The sequence below is a fragment of the Flavobacterium chilense genome (assembly GCF_001602525.1).
In the GTDB taxonomy this organism is placed as follows: Bacteria; Bacteroidota; Bacteroidia; order Flavobacteriales; family Flavobacteriaceae; genus Flavobacterium; species Flavobacterium chilense.
In genome coordinates, this window is the sequence record NZ_LSYT01000005.1 from 193,796 (window position 1) to 219,929 (window position 26,134).

Sequence of the window (26,134 nt, forward strand, 5' to 3'; positions counted from 1 at the left end):
GTTTTGCAAAAGTTTTATTAGCGGCGATTTTATCATGTATTTTTTTTAATTAAAACTTCGTGGTCCTAAGAAATTTGTAGTTGTAGTTTCAAGAAGTTCTTTGCCATTATAAACGCCAATTTTCACATTGGTTTTATCACTTTCTAACAGAACTTCTTTTATTTCTATAAATAATGTTCCTTGTGAGATACCTTCTTTTGCTACTTTAAAATGTTGTTTTCCAACATTTTTTATTTCACCTTTTTGATTGATTAATTCAAAATGAATGTCGTTATAATCTTTCATTGTTTTGTTGACAATTTTATACGTATAAACGTTACTGATTTTGTCTCCTTTATGCTGAAAAAGCTGTCCCGGTAATCGTAAAATAACAGCCTGAACATCTGTTCTAAGAAATAACATTCCAATAAAAACACTCAGTAAAATAAATAGAACTGCTGTATAGCCTTTCATTCTTGTGGTAAACTTAAAAGGTTCTTTTTTCGCAATTTCATCTTCAGAAGCGTAGCGAATAAGTCCTTTTGGTAATCCTACCGTTTCCATTATATGGTCACATTCATCAATACAGGCAGTACAATTTGTACATTCCAACTGAGTTCCGTTTCTAATATCGATTCCCATTGGACAAACATGAACACACTGAAGGCAATCAATACAATCTCCTTTTCCTGTTATGGCTCTGTCTTCTTTTTTATTGAATTTAGCTCGTCCTTTTTCTTTTTCGCCACGTACAAAATCATACGCCACATTAATTGATTTATTATCTAAAAGAACGCCTTGTAATCTTCCGTAAGGACATGCAATAATACAAACCTGCTCACGAAACCATACAAAAACAAAATAAAAAACTCCTGTAAAAATAAGAAGTGCAGTAAAATTACTTGCCTGTTCAACAGGACCTTGCTCTACCATTAAAAACAATGCATCACTACCTACTAAATAAGCCAGAAAAACATTGGCGATCCCAAAAGAAATCAGGAAGAAAATTGTCCACTTAATAAGTCTCTTTCTAATTTTCTCCGCATTCCATTCCTGTCTGGCTAAACGGGATTGCGCGCCACGGTCTCCATCAATCCAGTATTCGATTCGGCGAAAAACCATTTCGAGAAAAATAGTTTGCGGACATATCCATCCGCAAAAAATCCTTCCAAAAACAACGGTAAATAAAATTACAAAGACAACGCCAACAAGCATTGAAATTACAAATAGGTAGAAATCCTGGGGCCAAAAAGGAAATCCAAAAATATTAAATCGACGTTCTAATATATTGAACATCATAAATTGGTTTCCGTTTACTTTAATAAAAGGATTTACGATTAAAATGGTCAGCAAAATATAGCTGACCATTTTTCGGTAATTATAAAACTTACCAGACGGTTTCTTGGGAAAAATAAATTTTCTGTTACCACCTTCATCTATAGTTCCAATGGTATCTCTAAAAGCTTCGTCTGGTAAATTTGACATGATATTCTAATTATTTTTTAACTTCTGTGGTATCTTTTTCTGTTTTTGCAGCTCCGTCTTTTTTAGGAGCGCTGTCATCGACCCAAATTTCACCTTCAGGTGCTTTTGGATCTTTTGGGTTACTACCCTGCAATGACAAAATGTAACTGGCAACTTTCTGAATTTCTTTTGGCTTCATACCATTTGTTTTCCAGGAAACCATTCCTTTGCCGTCACGTCCTCCGTTCGTAATGGTGTGAAATATATTTTTAATTCCTCCACCTAAAATCCAATGGTCATCTGTTAGGTTTGGCCCAATCTGACCTCCGGCATCTGCTCTGTGGCAAGCTGCACAGTTCGTCATGAAAATTTCCTTTCCTGCTGCTAAACTTGGTGCATCTGTTAACAAAACAACTGTTTTTTCATCCATCAAATCAGGGGCAGTTTTAAGATATTCTTCGACTTCTATCTTTGCCTTCGCCATATCTTTTTTAAGTTCTGTTTCCTGATCATCTCCACCAAATAACTCATAACTTGCTACATAGACTACACCAAAAATGATACAGATGTAGAATAAATAAACCCACCATGGTGGTAAATTATTATCAAGCTCTTTGATACCATCATAATCATGATCCATCAAAAGATCTCCTTCTTTTTCTATTGGTTCTGTTTTGGTAAGCTTGTGCATAAGGTTTTTAAACCAGGCACTTTCTTTTAGGCTTAAAGTATTTTCATATTCTAATTTTGCCTTTTCTTCTGGTGACAATAACTGATACATCACTCTATTTACTGCACTAAGTGTAACTTCAATAGCAATTAAGATAAACAGGAAGACAAACAAAAAGACAGATACCATTGGATATTTTATAAAAGCCGGTCTGTCGCCCGAGTCAATAAAATATTCCATCAAAGCAAAAACGATGAAAAAAATCAACGGTACTCTAACATATACTGGGAAAAACTTTTTCATTTTATCTATCTTTTGAAATTATAATACTTCCTTCTTCTAAAGGGATCTGGCTCATTTCATCAATTTTGTCTTTTTTATAAGAGAATACCCAAAAGCCTAATCCTACGAAAAAGAAAAAGAAAATCAAGAGAGAAATAATCGGGTAAACTTCTATACCCGATATGGTTTCCATGTTGTGTTTTATTTGTTCAAACATAATGCTGTTATTTAGAAGTTTCTTTTACCTTAATATCAGTACCAAGCCTTTGTATATAAGCAATCAAAGCCACAATCTCTCTTTCGTTCATTGGTACGAATTTTTCACCTTTTGCTGCTGCTTTTTTCTTACTGTCTTCATAACTCTTCACATAATCAGGATCGTTTTCTAAGCTTTTTTCTATCTTAAGCGCCTGAGTTCTTAAGGTTTTTTGTGCATTTGTAACTTCATCCTGAGTATAAGGAACTCCAAGTGATATCATAGCCTGCATTTTTTTCTCTGTCAATGAAAGATCCATTGGTTTATTATCAAACAACCATTTGTATCCTGGCATTATTGATCCTGCAGAAGTACTTTGCGGATTCCACATATGATTAAAGTGCCAGTTATCATTATACTTACCACCTACTCTTAATAAATCCGGGCCTGTACGTTTTGATCCCCATAAGAATGGATGATCGTATACAAATTCTCCTGCTTTAGATTGTGGTCCGTAACGTTCTACTTCACTTCTAAACGGACGAACTGATTGTGAGTGACAACCAACACAGCCTTCTCTGATATATAAATCACGTCCTTCAAGCTCTAACGGTGTATATGGTTTTACACTTGAAATGGTTGGGATATTAGATTTGACCATAATGGTTGGTACAATTTGAATAATACCTCCAATTAAAATAGCAATGGTAGCTAAAATGGTTAACTGAATTGGTTTTCTTTCTAACCATGAATGGAATTTTTCTCCACTTAATCTTGTACTGTTTATTTTTTGTAAAGCCGGTGCCTGAGCCAACTCGTCTTCGATAGTATTTCCTGCTCTTACGGTCATAATAATATTATAAACCAGTGTTAGCATTCCAATCAGATATAAAGTACCACCAATAGCTCTCATCCAGTACATTGGCATAATAGCTGTTACTGTTTCAAGGAAGTTACCATACGTTAAGGTACCATCAGGGTTAAATTGTTTCCACATTGTAGCTTGCTGAAAACCTGCTACGTACAACGGAATTGTATATATAATAATTCCTAAAGTACCAATCCAGAAGTGAAAGTTGGCTAATTTTTTAGAGAATAATGTAGATTTTGTCATTCTTGGTATCAACCAATAAATCATACCAAAAGACATAAATCCGTTCCAGGCCAATGCTCCAACGTGAACGTGAGCAATAATCCAGTCTGTATAGTGCGCAATAGCATTTACATTTTTCAGAGAAAGCATTGGTCCTTCAAAAGTTGCCATTCCGTAACCTGTGATCGCTACTACGAAGAATTTTAAAACCGGTTCTTCACGAACTTTGTCCCATGCACCTCTTAAAGTTAAAAGCCCGTTGATCATACCTCCCCATGATGGAGCAATCAGCATTACAGAAAATGCAACTCCTAAATTCTGAGCCCAGTTTGGTAAAGCAGAATATAATAAGTGGTGTGGTCCTGCCCAGATATAAATAAAGATTAAAGACCAAAAGTGAATAATAGATAATCTATAAGAATATATAGGACGGTTGGCTACTTTTGGAATAAAGTAATACATTAATCCCAAAAACGGTGTTGTTAAGAAAAATGCTACTGCATTATGTCCGTACCACCATTGCACCAATGCATCCTGAACTCCTGCATATACAGAATAACTTTTTAAAGCAGAAACCGGTATTTCTATATTATTAAAAATATGCAATACTGCAACCGTAACAAATGTTGCAATGTAAAACCAAATTGCTACATACAAATGTCTTTCTCTACGACGCAACATGGTACCAATCATGTTGATTCCCATTACCACCCAAATAAGTGCAATAGCAATATCAATTGGCCATTCTAACTCGGCATACTCTTTTGATGAAGTATATCCTAATGGCAATGTAATTGCAGCTGCGACAATAATAAGCTGCCATCCCCAAAAATGTAAATTACTTAAAAAGTCACTAAACATTCTGGCTTTTAGTAATCGCTGCAGCGAATAATACATACCCGCAAAAAAGGCATTTCCAACAAAGGCAAAAATTACCGCATTGGTGTGTAAAGGTCTTAATCGACCATAACTAAGCCATGAAATCCCATCTGTCATGTTGGGAAAAAGGTACATAACCGCTAAGGTTAGCCCCACTAACATACCCACTACTCCAAAAAGGATAGTGGCGTAAATGAATTTTTTTACAATTTTGTTGTCGTAGTAAAACTGTTCCATTTCCATAATTATACTTGTTTTTCTTCGGTTGGTGAATTATTATTCTGGGGAGTAATTTTGGTTTCATCGTCAAAAAGCATTCTGACTGATGGCGTATAATCATCATCATATTGTCCTGATTTAACAGCTACAATAAAGGCGATAAAGAACCCTATTGCTACGAAAATACTTACTGAAATTAATAGATAAATAACACTCATACCTTAATTTTATGTTAACAAAATTACTAGTTTAGAGGCGGGGAAAATATGATAATTATCATACTAAAAGACTAATGTTAAATTTAAAGAAAAATACTTTTAAATTATTTATAATCGTTTTAAATTGCTGTTACTGAAATAGTTAGACATTAAAGTAACAAAACTAACAATAGTAATTGTACTTAACGGCATTATAATAGCCGCAACTAACGGAAGCAGGTTTCCTGTAACAGCAAAAGTGAGCCCAACTACGTTATAAAGCAATGATAAAACAAAACTCATTTTAATGATTGTAATAGACTTATGAGACAATTTTAAAAAATAGTCCAATCGTGAAAATTCGCTCGCATCGAGTATAGCATCACAAGCCGGAGAGAATACATTTACGTTTTCTGAAATCGAAATCCCCACATTACTTTGTGCCAGTGCGCCGGCATCATTTAAGCCATCTCCAACCATCATTACATTCTGGCCTTTTTCCTGAAGCTTTTTAATAAACTCCAGTTTTTGCTCAGGTTTTTGATTAAACACGAGTTCAGTTCCTGCTGGTAAAATTGTTTCCAGATTCGTTCGCTCTCCATCATTATCTCCTGAAAGTACTTTTATCTGGTAGTTTTTACTTAATGACAAAAATAACGTTGCAAGACCATCTCTATATTGGTTCTGAAAGCTAAATCTTCCATAATAAATATCATTGATCTTAATATGAAGTGCGGTTTTTTCGATTTCTGAAGAATTCAGTTCCGGACTTTCAACAAATGAAGCCGAACCTATTTTAATTGTTTTATCTTCAAAAGAAGCTAAAATTCCTTTTCCTGTTATTTCCTGAAAATCATCTATTTTAATTCTTTTTGATTCCGGCAGAAAATCATATAACATTCGGCTTAAAGGATGATTTGAAGCACGAAGTACGTTTTTTATCAATACATAATCTTCTTCTGAAAGCGCTTCACCTTCGTAGGTAATATTCGATTTTTTATTGGTTGTAATCGTTCCTGTTTTATCAAAAACAATGGTATCAACTTTTGCCAATTGTTCTATAACCAGAGCGTTTTTAAGATACATTTTTTGTTTTCCCATAATTCTCAGGATATTCCCAAATGTAAAAGGAGCCGTAAGTGCAAGTGCACAAGGGCATGCTACTATTAAAACAGCTGTAAAAACATTAAAAGCAGTATTTGCATCAATAAATATCCAATACCCAAATCCTGCTAAAGCAATTAGCAATAATATAGGTGTAAAATAACGACTGATTTTATCGGTAATTGTTTTGTGTTTTTGCTCTACATTTTTCTGAAAAATCTCATTACTCCATAATTGGGTCAGATAACTTTGTGATACAGAATGCAGGACTTCCATTTCGATTACTTTACCAATTTGCTTTCCGCCGGCGAATAATTTATCACCGGATTTTTTGGTAATCGGAACTGCTTCTCCGGTTACAAAACTATAATCAATCTCTGCTTTTTCACTAATTAAAATACCATCAACCGGAATTAACTCCTGATTTCTAATTAACAATCTGTCGCCTTTTAAAACATCATAAATAGGAACACTTTCTTCTGAAGTATTAGAATTGATTCGGGTAACTGCGATTGGAAAATAGGATTTAAAGTCTCTTTCAAAACTTAAAAAGCTATAGGTTTTAATTTGAAACATTTTTCCAAGAAGCATAAAGAAAACCAATCCTGCTAAGCTGTCAAAAAAACCGGATCCGTAGTTCATGACAATATCAAAAGTACTTCGAATAAACATTACAACAATTCCTAAAGCGATAGGAATGTCAATATTCAGCATTTTGGATTTTATACTTTTATAGGCTGAAACATAATAGCCACTGGCTGAATACAAAAAACTTGGTAATGCTAAAATAAAAATCAACCATCTAAAAAAGGGTTTGTAGTTATCAAGCCAAAACTCTTTGATCTCAAAGTATTCAGGAAAGGATAACAGCATAATATTTCCAAAACAAAAAAACGCAACACCAAGTTTATAGGTTAAACTTCTGTCTACTTTATTTTTTCCGGTTTCGTAGTTTTCTAAACTTATATAGGGTTCATAACCTATTGAACTTAATAAATAAGCAATTGATTTTAGAGATACAGTATCTGAATTGTAAGTAATTCGAACTTTCTTTTCCGGAAAATTAACTTGTGATATGCTTATTCCTGGTTGCAGGCGATTAAGATTCTCCAGAATCCAAATACAGGAACTACAATGAATATGCGGAATATTTAAGGAAACTATTGCAGTATTGCCTTCCTGAAATTCCAAAACTTTTGATAGGATAGTTTCATTTTCAAGAAAGTCATATTTTCCTTTTATGTCTTGAGGAGTAGCACCTGGTGATTTTTCAAAATCATAGTAACAGGTCAAATCATTGAGACTAAAAATTTCATAAACTGTTTTACAACCGGTACAACAAAACTTTTTTTCATCAAAATTGATTTCTTCATCTTTTGGAATGGTTAATCCACAATGAAAACAACTCTGCTCACTCATAATTTGTTTTTTTAATCCGACAAATATTCAAAATATGCAGCGATTATAACTATGACATTTATCATGTTGTAATGAAATCGAATTCTAATTTAAGCAAATAAAGCAGTCAGATTACATTATTATGTTTTTTCTGTATTTTTTAAGCAATAAAACTACCTCCGAACCGCAATATTGGTTAATTTTGCACTAAATTACTTTTGCTATGAATAAATGTGATCAATGTATCGTAAGACAGCTTTCTTCATTAAAAGCACTTAACAAAGATGAGGTTATAAAACTGGCTAATAGCAAAACAACTTATACAATAAAAAAAGGCGAAGCTATTTTTGAAGAAGGTGAAGTTACCAATGGTGTTTTTTGCGTTAAAGACGGAGTTGGAAAACTTTCTAAATTAAGTGCTAACGGAAAAGATCAAATCGTAAAACTGGTGAAATCCGGAGAGCTTTTGGGACAACGTTCCATGATTAGCAATGAGCCTGCAAATTTATCTGCAAAAGCAATTGCTGATATGGAAGTTTGCTTTATTCCGAAATCTGAAATCATCCATTTTTTTAATAACAACAATCAATTCTCTTTGAATTTGATGCAGTCTGTTTGTGAAGATTTGAAAGAATCTGAAAACGATAAAATTGCGTTAGTTCAAAAAACAGTAAAACAACGTCTGGCAGAAACTTTATTACATCTGGACGATGCTTTTGGTGAAAACGAGGATAAAACTTTAAAAGTCCAGCTAACCCGTGAAGAATTAGCCGGAATTATTGGCACTGCCACAGAAAGTTGCATCAGATTATTGTCTGATTTCAACAAACTGGGTCTGATTGAATTAGTGGGTAAAAAAATTAAGCTAAAAGATATAAAAGCACTCAAAAAATTAGCTGAATAATTACAGCTTTTTAGCTTCGTTCCAGAATACATCCATTTCGGCAAGGGTCATATCCATTAAAGGCTTTCCTAATTCTCCAGCTTTACTTTCCAGATACTGAAAACGTTTTATGAATTTTTTATTGGTGCGTTCTAAAGCATCTTCAGGGTTTACGTTCAAAAATCGGGCGTAATTAATCATCGAGAATAAAACATCACCAAATTCAGCTTCTATTTTATCCTGATCACCTGCCTTTACTTCGACTTGCAGCTCTTCGAGTTCCTCCTGAACTTTATCCCAAACTTGTTGCGGTTCTTCCCAATCAAACCCAACACCTTTTACTTTATCCTGAATTCGGCTTGCTTTTACCAATGCCGGTAAACTTCTTGGAACCCCTTCTAAAACTGATTTTTTGCCTTCTTTGAGTTTTAACTTTTCCCAGTTTTGTTTTACTTCTTCTTCATCTTTTACTTTTGTATCGCTGTAAATATGAGGATGACGGTGAATTAATTTATCACAGATTTCATTACAAACATCTGCCATATCAAAATCGTTTGTTTCAGAGCCTATTTTGGCGTAAAAAACGATATGCAGCAGCAAATCACCTAATTCTTTTTTGACTTCATTTAAATCATTATCCAAAATGGCATCTCCTAATTCATACGTTTCTTCAATGGTAAGATGCCTAAGGGTTTGCAGCGTTTGCTTTTTATCCCACGGACATTGTTCACGAAGTTCATCCATGATAATTAATAATCTTTCGAAGGCTTTTAGCTGAAGTTCTTTACTCATTTTTTATTTTTTTTAGGTTGTCACCGAATAGTGTAAAAGTAAAAAATCCTGCTAAGAAAATATCTTAACAGGATTATTATATTTTGAATGTAGCAACCTACTATTCTTCTTTTTTAGCTTTTGCTTTTTTAGCAGCCGGAGCTTTTTTTGGTTTTTCCTCAGCAATCGGAGCTTCTTCTGTAGTTTCTGCAGCAGCCGGAGCTAAATCAGTAACTAAACCTTTTGCCTGAAGCGTGTTGTACCAGTTTAATACTTTTTTAATATCTGAAGGATATACTCTTTCTTCATCATATTCTGGTAAGATTTCTTTAAAATAAGCTGTTAAAGTAGCATTATCTTCTTTATGTGAAATAGCTTGTCCTTTATTTTCTTTAGTTGCAATACGTTGCATTACTTCAGTAAGAGGTTTTTCGCCTTCGTAAGTATAAATTGAAATCTCTGATAATAAACTTACATTACTTTTTAAGTTTACTGTAATTTTTTTTCCATCTAATAATGATTCTGCCACAAAACCTGTACGAGTTTGCACTTTCAATACATATAAACCTGGTTTCCCAGAAATGGCTAAAATTTTCTCTAAATTCATGTTTATTAAAATTAGTATTAAGAATTTGATTTATTATGTTTTGTTGATTCTAAAATAGATTTAGAATTCTTATCTCCCTTTTTTAGCTGCCGCAAATTTCATTCTGTATTCCTGAGAGGTTTTACCTTCAGTAATATTTTTTAATTTCTTTTGAATTAAACGTTTTTTCAAAGATGAAATTTTGTCTGTAAATAAAACTCCTTCGATATGATCGTATTCGTGTTGAATAACTCTTGCAATTAAACCGTCAAAAACTTCTGTTTTCATTACAAAATCTTCCTCACAATATTCAATTGTAACGATTGGTTTTCTATATACATCTTCTCTAACATCAGGAATACTTAAGCATCCTTCGTTAAAACTCCACTCCTCGCCTTCTTCTTTTACAATTTTAGCATTGATAAAAGTTTTCTTAAAACCTTTTAAATCTTTTTGCTCTTCAGAAGGTAAATCTTCGTCATCACTAAAAGGAGTTGTATCAATAACAAACAAACGGATTGGCATACCTACCTGCGGTGCGGCAAGTCCTACGCCGTAAGCGTTATACATGGTTTCATACATGTTTGCTATTGTTTCTTTTAAGTTTGGATAGTCTGGCGTAATTGCCTCACCTACTTTTCTTAAAACAGGATCACCATATCCTACAATTGGTAAAATCATTTGTGTTATTTTAATGTATTATCTACTGAAAATCCTGAATTTCGTTCTCCTAATTCAGCTGGCAAAAATAGTAAAAAATAGTCAATGAATAATTCTAAAGCTATATTATATATCATTTTTTGCATTCAGCTTAAAATCTCAGCTATAATTATGCCAAATTAATTCGTACAATTCGTACTTTTGTTTATAAACCTCACTATATGTTTGATCGCATCTCAAAATTTACTAACAGTACTTCTTTTTTAAACGCCTCTAAAGTAACTATCGCTTCTGTTGTTCCTGTTTTAATTTTGAATTTTTTAGGGCATTTTGAAATAGGTTTTACTATTGCTCTGGGTGCTTTTTATACTTATCCCAGTGATATTCCGAGTTCGTTAAGCCATAAAATAAAAGGATTAATTGTTGCTTCTTTTATAGTTTCTGGCGTTAACTTATTAGTCAATTTTGCCTATCCATACCCGTTTTTATTTTATCCGTTTCTGGGTTTTTTACTTTTTTTGTGTTCTATGATTTCTGTTTACGGACAACGTGCTACTTTGGTTTCGTTCTCTGCTTTACTTTCAATTTCATTATCATTTGGGCATTTACATGAAGGCTGGGAAGCTTTTCAGTATTCCGGTTTTATTTTTATTGGAGGGATTTTATATTTGATTGTTTCACTAGTATTTCATTTTGTACAACCTTATAAATATGTAGAGTTACAAATTGCAGAAGGCATAAAGCTAACGGCAAAATATCTAAAATTAAGAGGTGATTTATGGAGTCCGGAAGCGAATCGTGAAAAAATCATTGAGAAACAACTGGCTATTCAAGTTGATCTTAATCTGATTCATGAAGATTTAAGAAAGATGCTCATTGGCAATCAAAACTCATCCGGAACAACAAGTCAAAACCGAAAAATGCTTTTGGTTTTTATTACTTTGGTTGAAATTCAGGAATTAGCTTTATACACTTCATTTGATCATAATAAACTACATGAAAAGTTTGCCAAACATCCTGAAGTACTTCGCACGTATCAAAATGTAGCCTACAAATTAGCCTCCACTTTAAAGAAGCTTTCTAAAAACGTACATCATATCGCGGTTTATGTAGATAAAAATGACTTGAAAAATGAATTAGACGCACTTGAATTTGCCATTTTTGATTATGAAAAAAGTTTAGGTAAAGACGAAGCCGCAGAAGGCGTTCTGATGCTTACCAACATGCTAAAATATGCTAAAAATCAGGTAGGCAAAATCAAAATCATTCAGCGTGCTTTATCGCTTGCTATGCAATCTTATAAATTAAAAGACAAAGACAAGGAGTTAGAAAAATTCTTAACACCACAATATTATCCGTTACGAACATTGATTGAAAATTTAAGTTATTCTTCTTCTATTTTCAGACATTCGATCCGGTTGACCATTACCATTTTGATAGGTTTTATTATTGGACAGCTTTTACCTTTTCAAAATGTTTACTGGATTTTATTAACTATCGTTGTCATCATGCGACCAGGTTATGGTTTAACCAAAGAACGATCTTATAACAGGATTTTCGGTACTGTTTTAGGAGGATTACTGGCTTTTGGAATTGTGTCGGTTATTCAGAATCACGTTGCATTAAGTATATTATCCATTGTTTGTATGCTTCTTGGAATCTCATTTACACAAATTAATTATAAAATAAGCGCCACTTTTGTCACGATGTATGTGGTTTTTATTTATGGAATTTTAACTCCGGATGTTGTTGAGGTTATTCAGTTTCGCGTTTTAGATACTTTAGCCGGAGCTACTCTGGCCTTTTTAGCCAATCAGTTTTTATGGCCCGCATGGGAATTTATCAATACGCCAATTCATATCGAGAACTCTATTCGCGCCAATCGAAATTACCTTAAAGAAATTGCGGATTTCTATAATAAAAAAGGAGAAGTTCCAACCTCATACCGACTGGCAAGAAAAAACGCGTTTGTTGAAATTGGAAATTTAATGACTTCTTTTCAGCGTATGATGCAGGAACCAAAATCGAAACAAAAAACACTTCCGTTAGTAAACAAACTGGTGGTTTTAAATCATTCTATTTTATCAGCTTTAGCTTCTTTATCGACTTACATTCAATCTCACCAAACCACATCAGCATCAGAATCATTTAATTATATTATAAAAACAATCTTAGCCAATTTAGACCATTCTATTGCTATTTTGCGAAATGAGTCTATTATCACAGATACATTTTTCGATAAGGAAGATGTGACTTTGCAGTTCGAAGAACTAAAACGTGTTAATTTTACGCGTTTGGCAACAGATGAGGATTTAGATAAAGAAACACGTCAGGCCAAAATGCAGGAAGCTCAAATGGTTATCGAGCAATTAATCTGGATGAGCAATCTGGCAGAAAAGATTCTAAAAATCACGAAAGAATTTAAAGAAACCAGTCAGGATTAAAAACAATTGCTGTTATTGACAAGCTATTTTTTTGTCTTTAACAATAATATATACTCCTGGAAAATTTTATAAAAAAAGGGCTTAGTTTTGATAAAAAACTAAGCCCTTATATTTTTTCCAGATTATTATTAATTATTCAGCTTTAAAACTTCAGAAGTATGTTTTCTAAGCTCTGCTAAAAACTCTGGTTTATCATTTAAAGTTTGTCCGTAAGAAGGGATCATGTTTTTCATTTTTGCTTCCCATTCCGGTGTTTTAATCTGACTTGTAAAACATCTGCTAATTAAATCTACCATAATAGCAACTGCAGTTGATGCCCCGGGAGAAGCTCCTAATAAAACTGCCAAAGTACCGTCATGTGTATTAATTACTTCTGTACCAAATTCTAAAACTCCGCCTTCTTTTTCATCTTTTTTGATGACTTGTACACGTTGTCCCGCTCTTTCTAATTTCCAGTCTTTAGATCGTGCTGTAGGCAAATATTCACGCAAAGCTTTCATTCTGTCTTTTGGTGACTGACGAACCTGTTCAATTAAATATTTGGTAAGTGGAATATTGTGATATCCCGCCGAAAGCATTGGGATCAAATTGTTTGCTTTTATAGATAATGGTAAATCTAAATAAGAACCATTTTTTAAGAAACGTGTTGAAAATCCGGCAAAAGGACCAAAAAGAAGTGCTTTTTCTCCATCAATTACACGGGTATCTATATGAGGAACAGACATTGGAGGTGCTCCAACGCTTGCTTTTCCGTAAACTTTAGCCTGATGTTTTGCAATTACTTCAGGGTTTGTACATTTTAGCCATTGACCACTTACCGGGAAACCTCCATAACCATTTCCTTCAGGAACATTTGCTTTTTCTAATAATGGCAATGATCCTCCACCAGCTCCAATGAATACAAACTTGGTATATGCTTTTCGTTTTTGACCTGTAGCTAAATCTGTAATTTTAATTCTCCAGGATTTATCTTCACGTTGTTTCAGTTTTGTTACTTCATGATTAAAGTACAAAGAAACACCGTCTAATTTTTCCAGGTAATTAAACATACTTCTGGTCAGCGCTCCAAAATTCACATCGGTACCAATTTCCATGTGAGTTGCGGCCAATGCTTCGTTAGGTTCTCTGCCTTCCATAACAAGTGGCATCCATTTTTTTAATTGCTCAAAATCTGAACTAAATTCCATTTGAGAAAAAATCGGATTACTTTGTAATGCTTCGAATCTCTTTTTTAGATACTCAACATTTTTTTCTCCCCAAACAAAACTCATATGAGGAACACTTTTTATAAAATTATCAGGAGATGGCACTTTATTTTGTTGCACTAAATAAGACCAGAATTGACGCGAGATCTCGAATGATTCTGCTATACTTATTGCTTTTTTGGGATCAATACTTCCGTCAGCCTTTTCCGGAGTGTAATTTAACTCACAAAAAGCTGAATGTCCTGTTCCTGCATTATTCCAGGCATCTGAGCTTTCGGCAGCAGCAACATCTAATCTTTCGTAAATTTCAATTTTTATATCAGGTTGTAATTCTTTTAAAATTACCCCAAGGGTAGCACTCATAATTCCCGCTCCAATGAGTACTACTTCACTATTAGAACGTATTGTTTCGTTAGGCATGACTGTATTATTTTTAAAGTGCAAAGGTACTTTTTATAATTGCAAAAAAAAACTAAAATTGCATGATAAAAGTTATGTTTTTCTAAAAAAGAATCTGAATTACAATGAATAAATATAATTTTTAAAATCGTTTTGAAGAAAGATAATCCTGAAGCATGATTGTTGCCGAAATTTCGTCGATCAAACCTTTATTTTGTCGTTGCTTTTTACTCAATCCGCTATCAATCATAGTCTGAAAAGCCATTTTTGAAGTAAAACGCTCATCTACTCGCACTACTTTCATATCCGGAAAGATATTCGAAAAATGAGTTACAAAACCTTTAATAACCGATGCACTTTCTGAAGGCTGTCCATTCATTTGCTTTGGCTCCCCAATTAAGACTGCTTCGACTTTTTCTTTCGTAAAATAATCTTTCAAAAAGTCTATTAAGGTGGTAGTTGGAATCGTTGTTAAACCTGATGCGATAATTTGCATTTCGTCTGTAACCGCAATTCCGGTTCGTTTTTGTCCGTAATCTATAGAGAGGATTCTTGGCATTTTTTTAGATTTTATATCAAAACAAAATTTCAACACTTATTATATATAATGACATATAATACATTTAAGAATGCAAAGATAAACTTTTTGTGCCGCATACTATTAAGTTTCGATATTACAAGAAAGACCTCTTTGTAATTCATATAAAAAAATCCGTTCTGAAAATTCAAAACGGATTTACCCAACTATTTAAAACTAATAAAAAATACAATAAACTTATCTATTAAATAATCTTCTAAAAAATCCTCTTTCCTCCTCTTCATCATCTTCCTGTGCTTCATAATTCGCAAACTTTGATTGCGCTTTCTCATGTTCGTATATTAACTCCTTAATATATTCTACATAAGTTCTCTTTTTTTCCTCTAAAAATCCAATCAGATATTTTTCACTAAACTCTACTCCGCTTGCAGCTTCGATCTGAAGTAGTTTTTTATATAAAGGCTCAATATGCATCGCAATAACTTCTTGCGGAACTGCTTGCCTTCTTCCAAAATAATTTACAATAACACCATGTTCATCACGTGCAATCTCAAAATCTGTAATCACCCAATAGTATCTTCCTGACTTGGCTAAGTTTTTTACAATAGCATGAAAGTTTTTTCCATTTTTAAGATTTTCCCACAATACTTTAAAAATCACCTTTGGCATATCCGGATGACGAATAATATTATGTGGTTGCCCCATTAACTCGTAATCTTCATAACCACAAACATCAACAAAAACTTCATTGGCATATTCGATAATACCAAAAGCATTTGTTTTACTCATAATTACTTGCGTTTTATCCCATGTAACTTCTTTATCAATAACTGTCACTGGAGTTCGAAGTTGATTTTCTTGATTCATTTCTTGTTGATTATATTTTATGATTTGGAATTGGTAATACTAAATTCTGATTCATCAGATTTAATCCGGCAAAAGTATTGAGAAGAAAAAATTCAAAACCTGACTTTTGTCATATTTTGATATAAAAAAAACTTTTAGTGGCTTGTTATTAAAATTAAGTTTCTTATTGAATTATTTTTATTTATCAAATTAAAAACAAAAAGTTACATTTATAACTTTTTCAAGTCCCTTAACTTTTTTGCTTTTCTACAAATACGTTATCTTTGCCAAAAATTAAAACTTATGAATTCTTTACAGACTATAATTGAACAAGCTTGGGAAAACAGAGCTTTATTACAAGAAAAAGCGACAACTGATGCTATCAGAGAAGTTATCGAATTGGTTGACGCAGGAAAATTACGTGTTGCTGAACCAGTTGGTGATAAGTGGCAGGTAAACGAATGGGTAAAGAAAGCTGTTGTTATGTATTTCCCAATTCAAAAAATGGAAACATGGGAGTCTGGTATTTTCGAATATCACGATAAAATGTTACTAAAAAGAGGTTATGCTGAAAAAGGAATTCGTGTAGTACCAAATGCAGTAGCACGTTACGGAGCTTATATTTCCAGTGGTGTTATTTTAATGCCTAGTTATGTAAATATTGGTGCTTATGTAGACGAAGGTACAATGGTTGACACTTGGGCGACTGTAGGTAGTTGCGCACAGATTGGTAAAAATGTTCACTTAAGTGGTGGTGTTGGAATTGGTGGTGTATTAGAACCACTACAAGCTGCTCCGGTAATTATCGAAGACGGTGCTTTTATTGGTTCTCGTTGTATTGTTGTAGAAGGCGTTCATGTTGGTAAAGAAGCCGTTCTTGGTGCTAATGTTTGTTTAACTGCTTCAACAAAAATTATTGATGTAACTGGTGATGAGCCTGTTGAAATGAAAGGTTTTGTTCCTGCACGTTCTGTAGTAATCCCTGGAAGTTATACCAAAAAGTTTGCTGCCGGAGAGTTTCAGGTTCCATGTGCTTTAATTATTGGTACCCGCAAACCATCTACAGATTTAAAAACTTCATTGAATAATGCGCTTCGTGAATACGACGTTGCAGTATAAGTTTAAATAAAAACGAATTAAAAATCCAAATTCCGATCACTATCAATTGGAATTTGGACTTTTTTTGCTTCAATTTGTAATCTTATAAAAGATTCCTTTTTTCTCTATGAAGATACTTGTGATTCAGCAAAAAATGATTGGCGATGTTTTGATTAGCAGTATTATCTGCAATAATTTACGCGCTGCTTATCCGGATGCTCAAATAGATTATTTGGTTTATGCCTCTACAGCTCCTGTTTTAGAAGGAAATTCAAATATTAGTAATATTATTTTATTTGAAGAAAAACACCGTAAAAGCAAAAAGGAATTACTCCGTTTAGGACTTCAGATCAGAAATGAAAAGTACGATTTATTAATTGATGCCTATTCAAAATTAGAAAGCTGGATATTGGTTTTATTAAGTAATGCCAAACGAAAAATATCTTATAAAAAGCCAGGCAGAAACTTCCTTTATACTAACAATGTACCTTTTGAACCTTTTCGTAAGACAAATTTAGGCTTGGCAATTGAAAGAAGACTTTCACTTTTAGGACCATTAGATTTAAAAATAAAAATTGATCCAATTCCGAAGTTATTTGTTTCTGAAAAAGAAAATCAGGAAGCTATCGCATTTTTTGAAAAACATAATGTTCAAAAAGATCGCAAAACAGTAATGATTAGTCTTTTAGGAAGCGAGAAATTAAAGACATATCCTTTAGATTACATGGCAAAAGTAGTCGATTATTTCGCTGATAATGCTAATGTAAATATCCTATTTAACTATTTTCCAAAGCAATTAGAAGAGGCTAAAACTGTTTTTAATGCCTGCAAACCTTCTACTCAGGAAAAAATTTATTTTGATTTACTGGGAGGTGATTTGCGATCTTTTATAGGTATAATGAATCAGTGTGACTTAATTATTGGTAATGATGGCGGAGCAATAAACATGGCGAAAGCGTTGGAAAAACCTTCATTTATAATTTTTTCTCCATGGATCGAAAAGAAGATCTGGGCTACTTTTGAAGACGAAATTCACCATCTATCGGTACATCTGAAAGATTATCGTTCTGACTTATTCGAACAAAAAACCGAAAAAATGCTTAAAAAAGAATCTCTGTCTTTATATCAGGAATTTAAACCTGATTTCTTTAAAGAGAAAATCAAACAATTTTTAGATCAAAATATCTAGTATTTAAAACAGATACTATTATATAATAAGGAGTAATAATGAAGAACAGAAATTAAGAAACTGTTCCTCATTATTTATTCTTAAGCTCATTATTTGCTTTCGGGTATTTTAAAAAGTTAATCTTTTGAAGCAACAGTAGCATATTGCAAATAAAATATATCCATTTGAGTAAAGAGAAACAAAATATTGTACAAATAAGGCTTGAATGATCCAGTTCTCCTAATACCTTCATGAATCTTAATAGCATATCCTGCTTCTTTGTACATTCGTTTTATGCTTTTTCCTGTAAAAAATCGCATATGAGTAAAATCCATTACGCCATGTTGTTCATACTTCCAGTCTTTTTTTAGCAAAAACATAGTCATTTGATTATGATAACGAATATTAGGAATTGAGCTAATAACAACACCTTTATCTGAAAGCTTCTTTTTAATTTCCTTCAATAAAGCATAAGGATCATACATATGTTCCAGAACATCATTAAAGTAAATTGCATCAAAATAATTATCAGGCAGATCATCAATGAAATCTTCGCACATTCCAACAAAAACCTTATCTAAAACTTCTTTAGCTTTAGCTCCTTCTTCAGGCATCATCTCAATACCCCAAACCTCTTTATTGCTTTTTTCTTTAATTAGAACTCCAAAACAGCCATTTCCACAACCTACTTCTAATATTTTTGTAGCGTTTTCAGGTAAGTATTTTAGCATTTCATAACGAACTTTGCTGTAATAATGTCCCGGTTTATTATCGTAATTCATCTATATATTTTTTCTAAATATATAAAATCAGAAATAAATAAAACTATTTTTTGATGTTTTGAGATCAGAAAATCTTCTCAAATGAAAGTTTTTTCAGTAAAATCAACAGAGAATTAGACTACTACGACTTCCAGAATTTAAGTTTCTTTTTAAGTCTTTTCTTTTTAGCAAATTCTTCCTGAAAGTGAGTTGTTGCAAACCACATGGATTCAAATATCTCATTTTCAGATTTATCAGTATAAAGTTTTGCATATTCATTACTCATTACTTCAATCATATCTTTTCTTGGTGTTAAACGTCTGAAATTATTCATGCGTTGTTCGAAAGTCATGTTATGATGAAAATTCATTCGATTCAAGTCGACCAAAAAGAATTCATATTGAGCCTCACTTACTTTTTTAATCAAAGTATTTCCGGGAGAATGATCTAAAAACTCCACTCCTTTTTGATGTAGCTCAAAGGTAAATCTTGTAAATTGTCGTAATATATTGTTATGATCAGGATAATCAGGGATTTCAACTAATTCTCTATATGTTAATTCTGTTACTAAATGTTCACTGACATAGTAGCTATCTTTTAAGCCTAAAAAATTAAAATTCTCATAATATGCAATTGGAGCAGGAGTTCCGATTCCTTTTTCTAATAAGATTGTAGCATATTCAAACGAACGTTTTGCTTTTGATTTTCTAAAATATTTGTACGCTACCTTATTAATAATATTTGGAATCTTAAACGATTTAATATTGAATGTCTTTCCATTCCAATCAAACAATTTAATTTTATTGCGGTCTCCGTTTCCAAAAAGTTCACCGGAATTTTTAAAATTCTGAATAAGTGAGAGAACCGCATTGTACTCCTTTTTACTTTTATCTTCCGTAAAATTTTCTTTATTATTAGAGATAATTAATTTATAAGCCATGTTTTTTTATGATTAAATCTATCTGTAAACCCCAATAAAATCAGCGTTTTTCTCTCTGTAGATATTTTTTTTATTTTTTTTTATTTCCGGATTAAACCTTTGACAACAAAATTAGTCTAATATCTAATAAAACTTCATTGTTGACTAAATTTTTATTTACTGATACTCTTATTTACCGCCCTAAATCGGAATATCAAGATACAATGAAGCAGGAAAAAATGAGAATTAATTTAAACTAAAAAACCCTACTTAATGATTATAATATTACATAATTACATCATGCATTTATTACTGAATGTGGAAATTATATAATTTATAAAAAATAGGTTTAACTAATTTTACACCAACATGAATAAATCTACCATGCACATTACCTTGATTAGTTTTGATAACTGGGGGCTAAACAAAAACATAGCAACAGCACTTAAAGAACAAGGACATCATGTAACTCACATTGATTTTAATTCTTTTAAGTACAAATACCCAACGCCTTTTCATAAAGTGTACAATTTTTTTTCAAAACACATTTTAAACAGAAATTTGAAAAACTTGTATTATGGCAAGGAAATTATCAAACAATTAAAACAAAACGAACAAATTCAGGATGCAATTTTAACTATTAAAGGAGACTTTATCGATCCTAAAAGTATTATTGAATTTAAAAAATACACCAAAAAATCGATTGGTTATTTTAATGATAACAGTTTTCGCTGTCCAAAAATAGCTCGTGTCTTTAAATATTTTGATGAAGCTTATTCCTTTGAAAAAGAAGATTGTGAAAAATTTGGTTTAAAATTTATGCCAAACTGGATTTACAATTCTGATACTGCTTCAAATACTGAAAATTCATTTGATTTTGATGTTTTTAACATTAGTTCGGTTGACAGACGCTTACCTATTTTAACTGGCGTTGCCAAAGAATTAAAAGCTAAAAATATTAATTTCAAATTTTTAATTTTTGATAAAAAACATGAACCCACAAGTGACAACATTAGTTATATCAATCAACAAATACCGTTAACAGAAGTAAACAATTATATACATCGTTCAAAAGTATTGCTAGATATTAACCGAATTGGTCAAAGCGGTTTAACTTTTAGGGTTTTTGAAAGTCTTGGTTTAGAGAAAAAACTAATTACAACAAATCCCGACATTAAAAATTACGATTTTTACAATCCCAATAATATTCTGATTATTGATGAGAAAAATCCAGTTATTCCAAAGGGTTTCTTTGAAAATGAATATGAAAAAATACCCGATTCTATTTTGAATAAATACACTATAGAAGGCTGGATCGAAAATACAATTATGAGAAATGTTTCTTAAGATATCTTTTTAAAAAGCGCATCAGATAAGGTTTTTACTAGTTTACCCTCAAATTTGAATTAGTAAAAACCAAATCTTTATTTAGAATAATTTCTTTCTGCCCAGCTTTACTTTCTTTTTAAAAGTCTCAAACGAATCTTTGCCCCTAATATCAATACGCTGTATTTTATAAATATCTGTCATTGGAAATATGTTGATTCTGTTTCCAATTCTTAGTCCGTATTTAATACCGTATTTTTTTAACAACTCAAAAAACTGAGCTTGTTCTGGTCCTTTTTTTCTGTAATAACCTCCATAAGTATAAGCTAAAGCAGGAAATACATTTAGTTCTTCTCTGGTAATTACTTCCTGACAAAGCTGCAAATCTTTTTCTATTTCATTTAATGATAAATGGGCATAATTATCATGTTTAAAGGTATGATAGCCTAATTCAATATGAGAAGAAATAGCCAATAATTGCTCTTTATTCATCAACTGCATATTGTCATTATCATTAATAAATTTTCCGCTCCAGTCGATTCTCTTACCAATTCTTCCTAGAACCATAAAACAGACTGCTTTAAAATTATACTCTTTTAACAAAGGATACAATTCAGTATAATTATCTAAAAAACCATCATCAAAGGTTAACACTACTGATTTTTCAGGCAATTCCTGCTTATTGTTTTTTATAGCATCAACTTCTGAAAGCCATAAAGTTGTATAATTATTCTTTTTCAGGTATTCAAATTGCTCAATTATGTTTTCCTTTTTAATAGTAATTTGATCTTCAAAACCATTTGTAGAAATAGAATGATATTCTAGAATTCTTAATTTGTTTTTAGCAGGATAAAATAACTTAAACTGAGCATTTATTACAATCAAAAAAACAAGTAATAAAATAAATAAAACTGAAAAAATATAGATCATAAACGTTTTTTAAAATGCATTATAAACAACTACATTATTAGGAACTTCGTTGACAACAACATCATTTGCAACTGCAAAAACTTTAGACCCAATAATCAAACGAGTCGAAGTACTCATCAAAAAGTCGTATCCTTTCTGTATGAATTTCTCCTTCATTAATTCATCATCGATTAGAGTTTCAACTTTGTCTGCAAAATCAATCGCATTTCCAACTTCTGCCAGTAAACCTGTTTCATTATCCAATAAAACAGTTGGTATTCCTCCTGCTTTTGCTGCTACAACCGGAACTTTACACGCATAACTTTCTAAGATTACTCCTCCTGTTGCTTCGTTTTTGGAAGTAAATAAAAATAAATCCAGTTCAGGAAGGCATTTTTGTATGTCTTTTCTAAAACCTGCAAAAATAATTTCATTTTCCAATCCTTTTGATGAAACATAATCTTTTATTTCCTGCTCCATCGAACCTTCGCCAATTAAAACATATTTTGCCTTAAGTCCTCTTTTATACAATTCTTCGACAGTATTTACCCAGGTAAAATGATCTTTTACTTTACAAAAAGCAGATACGTTCCCAACAATTTTATGGTCTAAAGGAATATTAAATTCCTGATGTAAAAACCCATTTTTTGCATTGTTCACAAATTTATCTGTATCAACAACACTACCAATAACAGTTAGTTTTGTGTGATCTTTTACAGATAGTTTAAGAATTTCTGCTACAGGATCTGATATGCAAACAATTTTCCTGATTAACTTATAATTGTATTTGTATTTTCTGAAGAAATTAGTCCCTACATTTTTTATCAGAGTTCTAAAAAGAACCATTGGCACTTTTAGACCAAAAAAAACGGATGACAAAACTGCAGTAGTATGTGCCTTACTGTTATGAAGAAATAAAACAGCAGGATCAAATTTTTCAATTTCTTTTTTGAAGTTTTTCGCAAAGCCAAGACTGTACTCAGACTTAAAATCTAATCCTAAAACTTCCAACTTTTTTTGAGTTGCAACCTTAAAAATTTCCGAATCTTTTGGGCAAATAATCAGTTGTTCGTTTACAGAACTATTATCTCTTAAAGATTCAAAAATATCTATTATCATCTGCTCATGTCCCCTCCAGACTTTTGAAGCAGTAAAATGTACTAAGCGCATATTTATAAGATCATTTTAATTTTGCGAATGTACTAGTTTTTTGGATTCTAATTTATTATATCACAAAATTTTAGCTTAAAAATACCTTAAGAACAAAATGACCACAACTAAACCCCGAAAACTTCAAAAATCCAATTCTCTAATTTGTACTTTTTAACAATGTCAGAATCTACTTCTACATACTCTGTTTTAAAGAACTCAACGGGTATATCAACATTATCCTCTGATACAACAAAAATATTATTTGGATGGTAGAAATCATAATTTACAACATCCTGATTGTTAGTAATTAGCTTTTTACTATAGCCTAAAGCCTCAAAAATTCTAAAACTTAAACCATTTTGTTTCTTTTTTTGTAAGTCAATTAATACTAAGCTAGTTGCAATATGATCTTTTACTTCACTAATGGGCAAATATTTCTTTGACATTGTGATTGTATCATGCACAAAAGGCTTGTCTTTTTTTACGATAAAGAGAAACGAAATCTTATTTTGGGTTAAATAATGTGCGATTTTTTCCAGAAAAGGAAAACGTTGATCAAAAGACGAAATATTAAATGCCAGGTTTTCTATTTCTTTCTTTTCAATTTTATCATCATAAATATAATTAGTTAAGAATTTAAAATTGTAATCTGCAACATCTTTTTTATCATAACTAAAAATAGTATCAAAAAACGATAATGTTTTTTTTTGATCTACAAAATTTTCAATTCCATCAAAGAAAAAACTAGTCATTTTTATTGTATTTTCTCTTAGAAAAATCAAGGCTTCTTTCTCTAATTTATCAGGTCGTATAATCAAAACCTGATCAAATTTTTTATCACCTGAAAGCGTTTTTTTTATAAAATCTGTTCTGTTTTTTTCTTTCAATCCTGAAAAAGAAAACAGTTTTAAAATTGCATTACTAACTCTTGAAAGTTTATTTTTATACTTAAAAGGTATGGAATCTATATTAATATAAATTAAATCAACATTTTCATAACTCTTTAATTTGTTGACTAAGAAATCTATATATCCAAATGAATGGGTAGCTATTATAGCTATCTTTTTATTATCTGCCATTATCCTTATCTTTGTAATTAAATTTATTTTAAACAAAAATAGAAATATCTCAAATAATTCCTAATTATATAATGAACGAAGAAATAATAAAAGCATACGAAGTCATCAAAGAAGGCGGAATCATTCTTTATCCAACTGATACGGTTTGGGGAATTGGTTGTGATGCGACTAATCCGGAAGCTGTTGCCAAAATATACAAACTCAAACAACGTGCAGAAACACAAAGTATGATTGTTTTGATGAATGGCGAAAAAATGATGTACAATGTATTTAAAGATATACCGGAAGTAGCCTGGCAAATTTTAGATTTATCTGAAAAACCAACAACATTAATTCTGGACGGACCAAGAAATGTCGCTCCAAACATCATTGCGGCAGATAATTCTCTTGGAATTCGTTTAGTAAAAGAGCCATTTTGTTTTAAATTATTAGAGCGAATGAAAAAGCCTTTGGTTTCTACTTCGGCCAACATCTCAGGACAACCTACACCTATTGCTTTTAAAGATATTAATCCGGAAATTGTTAACGGTGTTGATTATGTCGTAAATTTATACCACGACAGAGTTGCTGGAAAACCATCGACTATTATAAAGTTAACGAAGGATTCTCAGGTAAAAGTCATTAGAAAATAGTTTTTTTTCGCTTTAGGTTTCAAGTTATTACAAAACCTTTGTTCTTTTGTAACCCTGAACCTTTGAATCTCTAAATAGTTTTCAAACTTTCTATCAACCAATCAATATCTTCTTTGGTATTGTAATGACTAAATGAAATTCGGAGATTTGGTAATTTTAAATCTGTCTCCGATAACATTTCTTTTAAAACGTGCGAAGGTTTTATACTTCCGGACTGACAGGCACTTCCTCTCGAAACCGCAATTCCTTTCATATCCAAACTAAACAAAAGCATAGATGTTTTGTCTGCAGAAAAGGGCAAAATGATATTGATAATATTATAAAAATCATCTTTTTTTCCGTTGATTCTATACCCTGGAAAATGAACTTCAAGTTGATCGATCAAATACATTTTTAAGTCTGTAATATAGCTTCTCTCCTGCTCTAAATTCTCATACGAAAGAGATAAAGCTTTGGCCATTCCGGCAATTTGATGCACAGCTTCTGTTCCGGCACGAAGCCCTTTTTCCTGTTCTCCTCCAAAAATCAAGGGTTGTAAACCGGAATTTTTTCGAATAAAAGCAAACCCAACTCCTTTAGGTCCATGAAATTTATGTGCACTTGCTACAATAAAATCAACTGGGGTATTTTGCAGATCAATTTCTGTTTTGCCAACTGACTGAATCGTATCCGAGTGAAACAAAGCGTTATATTGCTTACAGACAACCCCAACTCTATTTAGATCTAAAACAGTTCCGGTTTCATTGTTTACATGCATTAAGCTCACAATTGTTTTCTTTTCTTCGGCCAATAAATTTGACAAATGGGTTAAATCAATACTTCCATCTGTGTTTATATTTACATAATCAACTTGAATATTATAATCTGCCTCTAATGCCAATGCAGTATAAAGCACTGCATGATGCTCTATTTTCGTGGTAATAATACGCTCAATTTTAAGATCTTCAACTGCTGATCTAAGAATCCAATTATCTGCTTCGGTCCCGCCTGAAGTAAAAATAATTTCTTGCGCTGTACAATTTAAATGCTTAGCAATACTTTTTCTGGAAAGTTCTAAAATTGTCTTGCCATTTCGTCCATAGCTGTGTGTCGAAGACGGATTACCAAAATCTTCTGTCATTACTTTTGTCATCTCCTGAATAACTTCAGGGCGCATAGCAGTTGTAGAGGCGTTATCGAGGTATACTTTTTTCATTGCTGCAAAGTTAAGAAATATCAATTGTCTAATCTTAAATATCATTTGCGAAATTTTTCACTATTTTTGACGTCAAATAAAA

24 protein-coding genes are annotated in these 26,134 nt (G+C 32.0%); 6 read left to right on the forward strand and 18 right to left on the reverse strand.

Going from position 1 to position 26,134, the window contains the following annotated elements; all coding sequences use genetic code 11:
- Nucleotides 1-45: 45 nt before the first annotated feature.
- From ccoG to A4F88_RS13510, 6 genes are all read right to left on the reverse strand, one after another.
- Nucleotides 46-1,464, reverse strand: coding sequence for a cytochrome c oxidase accessory protein CcoG (gene ccoG / locus A4F88_RS13485; RefSeq protein WP_068843135.1), 1,419 nt, complete (start codon nucleotides 1,462-1,464; stop codon nucleotides 46-48).
- A gap of 10 nt (nucleotides 1,465-1,474) precedes the next feature.
- On the reverse strand, nucleotides 1,475-2,416 hold the full coding sequence (locus tag A4F88_RS13490; protein WP_068843136.1) for a cbb3-type cytochrome c oxidase N-terminal domain-containing protein: 942 nt from the start codon (nucleotides 2,414-2,416) through the stop codon (nucleotides 1,475-1,477).
- Nucleotide 2,417: 1 nt separating this feature from the next.
- Complete coding sequence (locus A4F88_RS13495) at nucleotides 2,418-2,612, reverse strand: CcoQ/FixQ family Cbb3-type cytochrome c oxidase assembly chaperone (protein ID WP_068843137.1); 195 nt, start codon at nucleotides 2,610-2,612, stop codon at nucleotides 2,418-2,420.
- Nucleotides 2,613-2,619: 7 nt separating this feature from the next.
- Nucleotides 2,620-4,806 (reverse strand): cytochrome-c oxidase, cbb3-type subunit I, encoded by a 2,187-nt coding sequence (gene ccoN / locus A4F88_RS13500; protein ID WP_068843138.1) that lies wholly within the window; start codon nucleotides 4,804-4,806, stop codon nucleotides 2,620-2,622.
- 2 nt (nucleotides 4,807-4,808) lie between these two features.
- Nucleotides 4,809-5,000 (reverse strand): cbb3-type cytochrome oxidase assembly protein CcoS, encoded by a 192-nt coding sequence (ccoS, locus tag A4F88_RS13505; protein WP_041517968.1) that lies wholly within the window; start codon nucleotides 4,998-5,000, stop codon nucleotides 4,809-4,811.
- Nucleotides 5,001-5,108: 108 nt separating this feature from the next.
- On the reverse strand, nucleotides 5,109-7,502 hold the full coding sequence (locus tag A4F88_RS13510; protein ID WP_068843139.1) for a heavy metal translocating P-type ATPase: 2,394 nt from the start codon (nucleotides 7,500-7,502) through the stop codon (nucleotides 5,109-5,111).
- A gap of 202 nt (nucleotides 7,503-7,704) precedes the next feature.
- On the opposite strand from A4F88_RS13510, the gene A4F88_RS13515 reads away from it, so the two are divergent.
- Complete coding sequence (locus A4F88_RS13515; protein WP_068843140.1) at nucleotides 7,705-8,385, forward strand: Crp/Fnr family transcriptional regulator; 681 nt, start codon at nucleotides 7,705-7,707, stop codon at nucleotides 8,383-8,385.
- Here the strand turns inward: A4F88_RS13515 and mazG are convergent, their stop codons facing one another.
- From mazG to def, 3 genes are all read right to left on the reverse strand, one after another.
- Nucleotides 8,386-9,156 (reverse strand): nucleoside triphosphate pyrophosphohydrolase, encoded by a 771-nt coding sequence (gene mazG / locus A4F88_RS13520; protein ID WP_068843141.1) that lies wholly within the window; start codon nucleotides 9,154-9,156, stop codon nucleotides 8,386-8,388.
- Nucleotides 9,157-9,256: 100 nt separating this feature from the next.
- Complete coding sequence (locus A4F88_RS13525) at nucleotides 9,257-9,742, reverse strand: DUF5606 family protein (RefSeq protein WP_068843142.1); 486 nt, start codon at nucleotides 9,740-9,742, stop codon at nucleotides 9,257-9,259.
- Nucleotides 9,743-9,811: 69 nt separating this feature from the next.
- A complete protein-coding gene (gene def / locus A4F88_RS13530) occupies nucleotides 9,812-10,402 on the reverse strand; it encodes a peptide deformylase (RefSeq protein WP_068843143.1) in 591 nt (196 codons plus the stop codon).
- A gap of 200 nt (nucleotides 10,403-10,602) precedes the next feature.
- Between def and A4F88_RS13535 the strand changes: the two genes are divergently transcribed.
- The gene (locus tag A4F88_RS13535; RefSeq protein WP_068843144.1) at nucleotides 10,603-12,825 is read left to right on the forward strand and encodes an FUSC family protein; all 2,223 of its coding nucleotides are present in this window, start codon (nucleotides 10,603-10,605) and stop codon (nucleotides 12,823-12,825) included.
- 128 nt (nucleotides 12,826-12,953) lie between these two features.
- Here A4F88_RS13535 and A4F88_RS13540 read toward each other — a convergent pair whose 3' ends face one another.
- The 3 genes from A4F88_RS13540 to A4F88_RS13550 form a co-directional block, all read right to left on the reverse strand.
- Nucleotides 12,954-14,450: a malate:quinone oxidoreductase gene (locus A4F88_RS13540; protein WP_068843145.1), complete on the reverse strand. Its 1,497-nt coding sequence runs from the start codon at nucleotides 14,448-14,450 to the stop codon at nucleotides 12,954-12,956.
- A 121-nt stretch (nucleotides 14,451-14,571) separates the two neighbouring features.
- Nucleotides 14,572-14,988 (reverse strand): Holliday junction resolvase RuvX, encoded by a 417-nt coding sequence (gene ruvX, locus A4F88_RS13545; RefSeq protein WP_068843146.1) that lies wholly within the window; start codon nucleotides 14,986-14,988, stop codon nucleotides 14,572-14,574.
- Nucleotides 14,989-15,204: 216 nt separating this feature from the next.
- A complete protein-coding gene (locus tag A4F88_RS13550; RefSeq protein ID WP_068843147.1) occupies nucleotides 15,205-15,834 on the reverse strand; it encodes a PAS domain-containing protein in 630 nt (209 codons plus the stop codon).
- Nucleotides 15,835-16,116: 282 nt separating this feature from the next.
- On the opposite strand from A4F88_RS13550, the gene A4F88_RS13555 reads away from it, so the two are divergent.
- Entirely contained in the window at nucleotides 16,117-16,932 is an 816-nt protein-coding gene (locus A4F88_RS13555) for a 2,3,4,5-tetrahydropyridine-2,6-dicarboxylate N-succinyltransferase (protein ID WP_068843148.1), read from the forward strand.
- Nucleotides 16,933-17,038: 106 nt separating this feature from the next.
- Complete coding sequence (locus A4F88_RS13560; protein WP_068843149.1) at nucleotides 17,039-18,100, forward strand: glycosyltransferase family 9 protein; 1,062 nt, start codon at nucleotides 17,039-17,041, stop codon at nucleotides 18,098-18,100.
- 116 nt (nucleotides 18,101-18,216) lie between these two features.
- On the opposite strand, the gene A4F88_RS13565 is transcribed toward A4F88_RS13560, so the two are convergent.
- Together A4F88_RS13565 and A4F88_RS13570 are read right to left on the reverse strand one after the other, a co-directional pair.
- Nucleotides 18,217-18,861, reverse strand: coding sequence for a class I SAM-dependent methyltransferase (locus tag A4F88_RS13565; RefSeq protein ID WP_068843150.1), 645 nt, complete (start codon nucleotides 18,859-18,861; stop codon nucleotides 18,217-18,219).
- Nucleotides 18,862-18,982: 121 nt separating this feature from the next.
- On the reverse strand, nucleotides 18,983-19,780 hold the full coding sequence (locus tag A4F88_RS13570) for a Kdo domain containing protein (protein WP_143154973.1): 798 nt from the start codon (nucleotides 19,778-19,780) through the stop codon (nucleotides 18,983-18,985).
- 348 nt (nucleotides 19,781-20,128) lie between these two features.
- On the opposite strand from A4F88_RS13570, the gene A4F88_RS13575 reads away from it, so the two are divergent.
- Complete coding sequence (locus tag A4F88_RS13575) at nucleotides 20,129-21,106, forward strand: WaaS/CpsH family glycosyltransferase (RefSeq protein ID WP_068843151.1); 978 nt, start codon at nucleotides 20,129-20,131, stop codon at nucleotides 21,104-21,106.
- Nucleotides 21,107-21,187: 81 nt separating this feature from the next.
- Here the strand turns inward: A4F88_RS13575 and A4F88_RS13580 are convergent, their stop codons facing one another.
- The 3 genes from A4F88_RS13580 to A4F88_RS13590 form a co-directional block, all read right to left on the reverse strand.
- Nucleotides 21,188-22,015, reverse strand: coding sequence for a polysaccharide deacetylase family protein (locus A4F88_RS13580; RefSeq protein ID WP_082815771.1), 828 nt, complete (start codon nucleotides 22,013-22,015; stop codon nucleotides 21,188-21,190).
- A 9-nt stretch (nucleotides 22,016-22,024) separates the two neighbouring features.
- Nucleotides 22,025-23,164, reverse strand: a complete 1,140-nt coding sequence (locus A4F88_RS13585) for a glycosyltransferase (protein WP_068843152.1) — start codon at nucleotides 23,162-23,164, stop codon at nucleotides 22,025-22,027.
- 107 nt (nucleotides 23,165-23,271) lie between these two features.
- Nucleotides 23,272-24,225 (reverse strand): WaaS/CpsH family glycosyltransferase, encoded by a 954-nt coding sequence (locus tag A4F88_RS13590; protein WP_068843153.1) that lies wholly within the window; start codon nucleotides 24,223-24,225, stop codon nucleotides 23,272-23,274.
- 71 nt (nucleotides 24,226-24,296) lie between these two features.
- Between A4F88_RS13590 and A4F88_RS13595 the strand changes: the two genes are divergently transcribed.
- Nucleotides 24,297-24,857: an L-threonylcarbamoyladenylate synthase gene (locus A4F88_RS13595; RefSeq protein ID WP_068843154.1), complete on the forward strand. Its 561-nt coding sequence runs from the start codon at nucleotides 24,297-24,299 to the stop codon at nucleotides 24,855-24,857.
- A 70-nt stretch (nucleotides 24,858-24,927) separates the two neighbouring features.
- On the opposite strand, the gene A4F88_RS13600 is transcribed toward A4F88_RS13595, so the two are convergent.
- Entirely contained in the window at nucleotides 24,928-26,052 is a 1,125-nt protein-coding gene (locus A4F88_RS13600) for a cysteine desulfurase family protein (RefSeq protein WP_068843155.1), read from the reverse strand.
- Nucleotides 26,053-26,134: the final 82 nt, after the last annotated feature.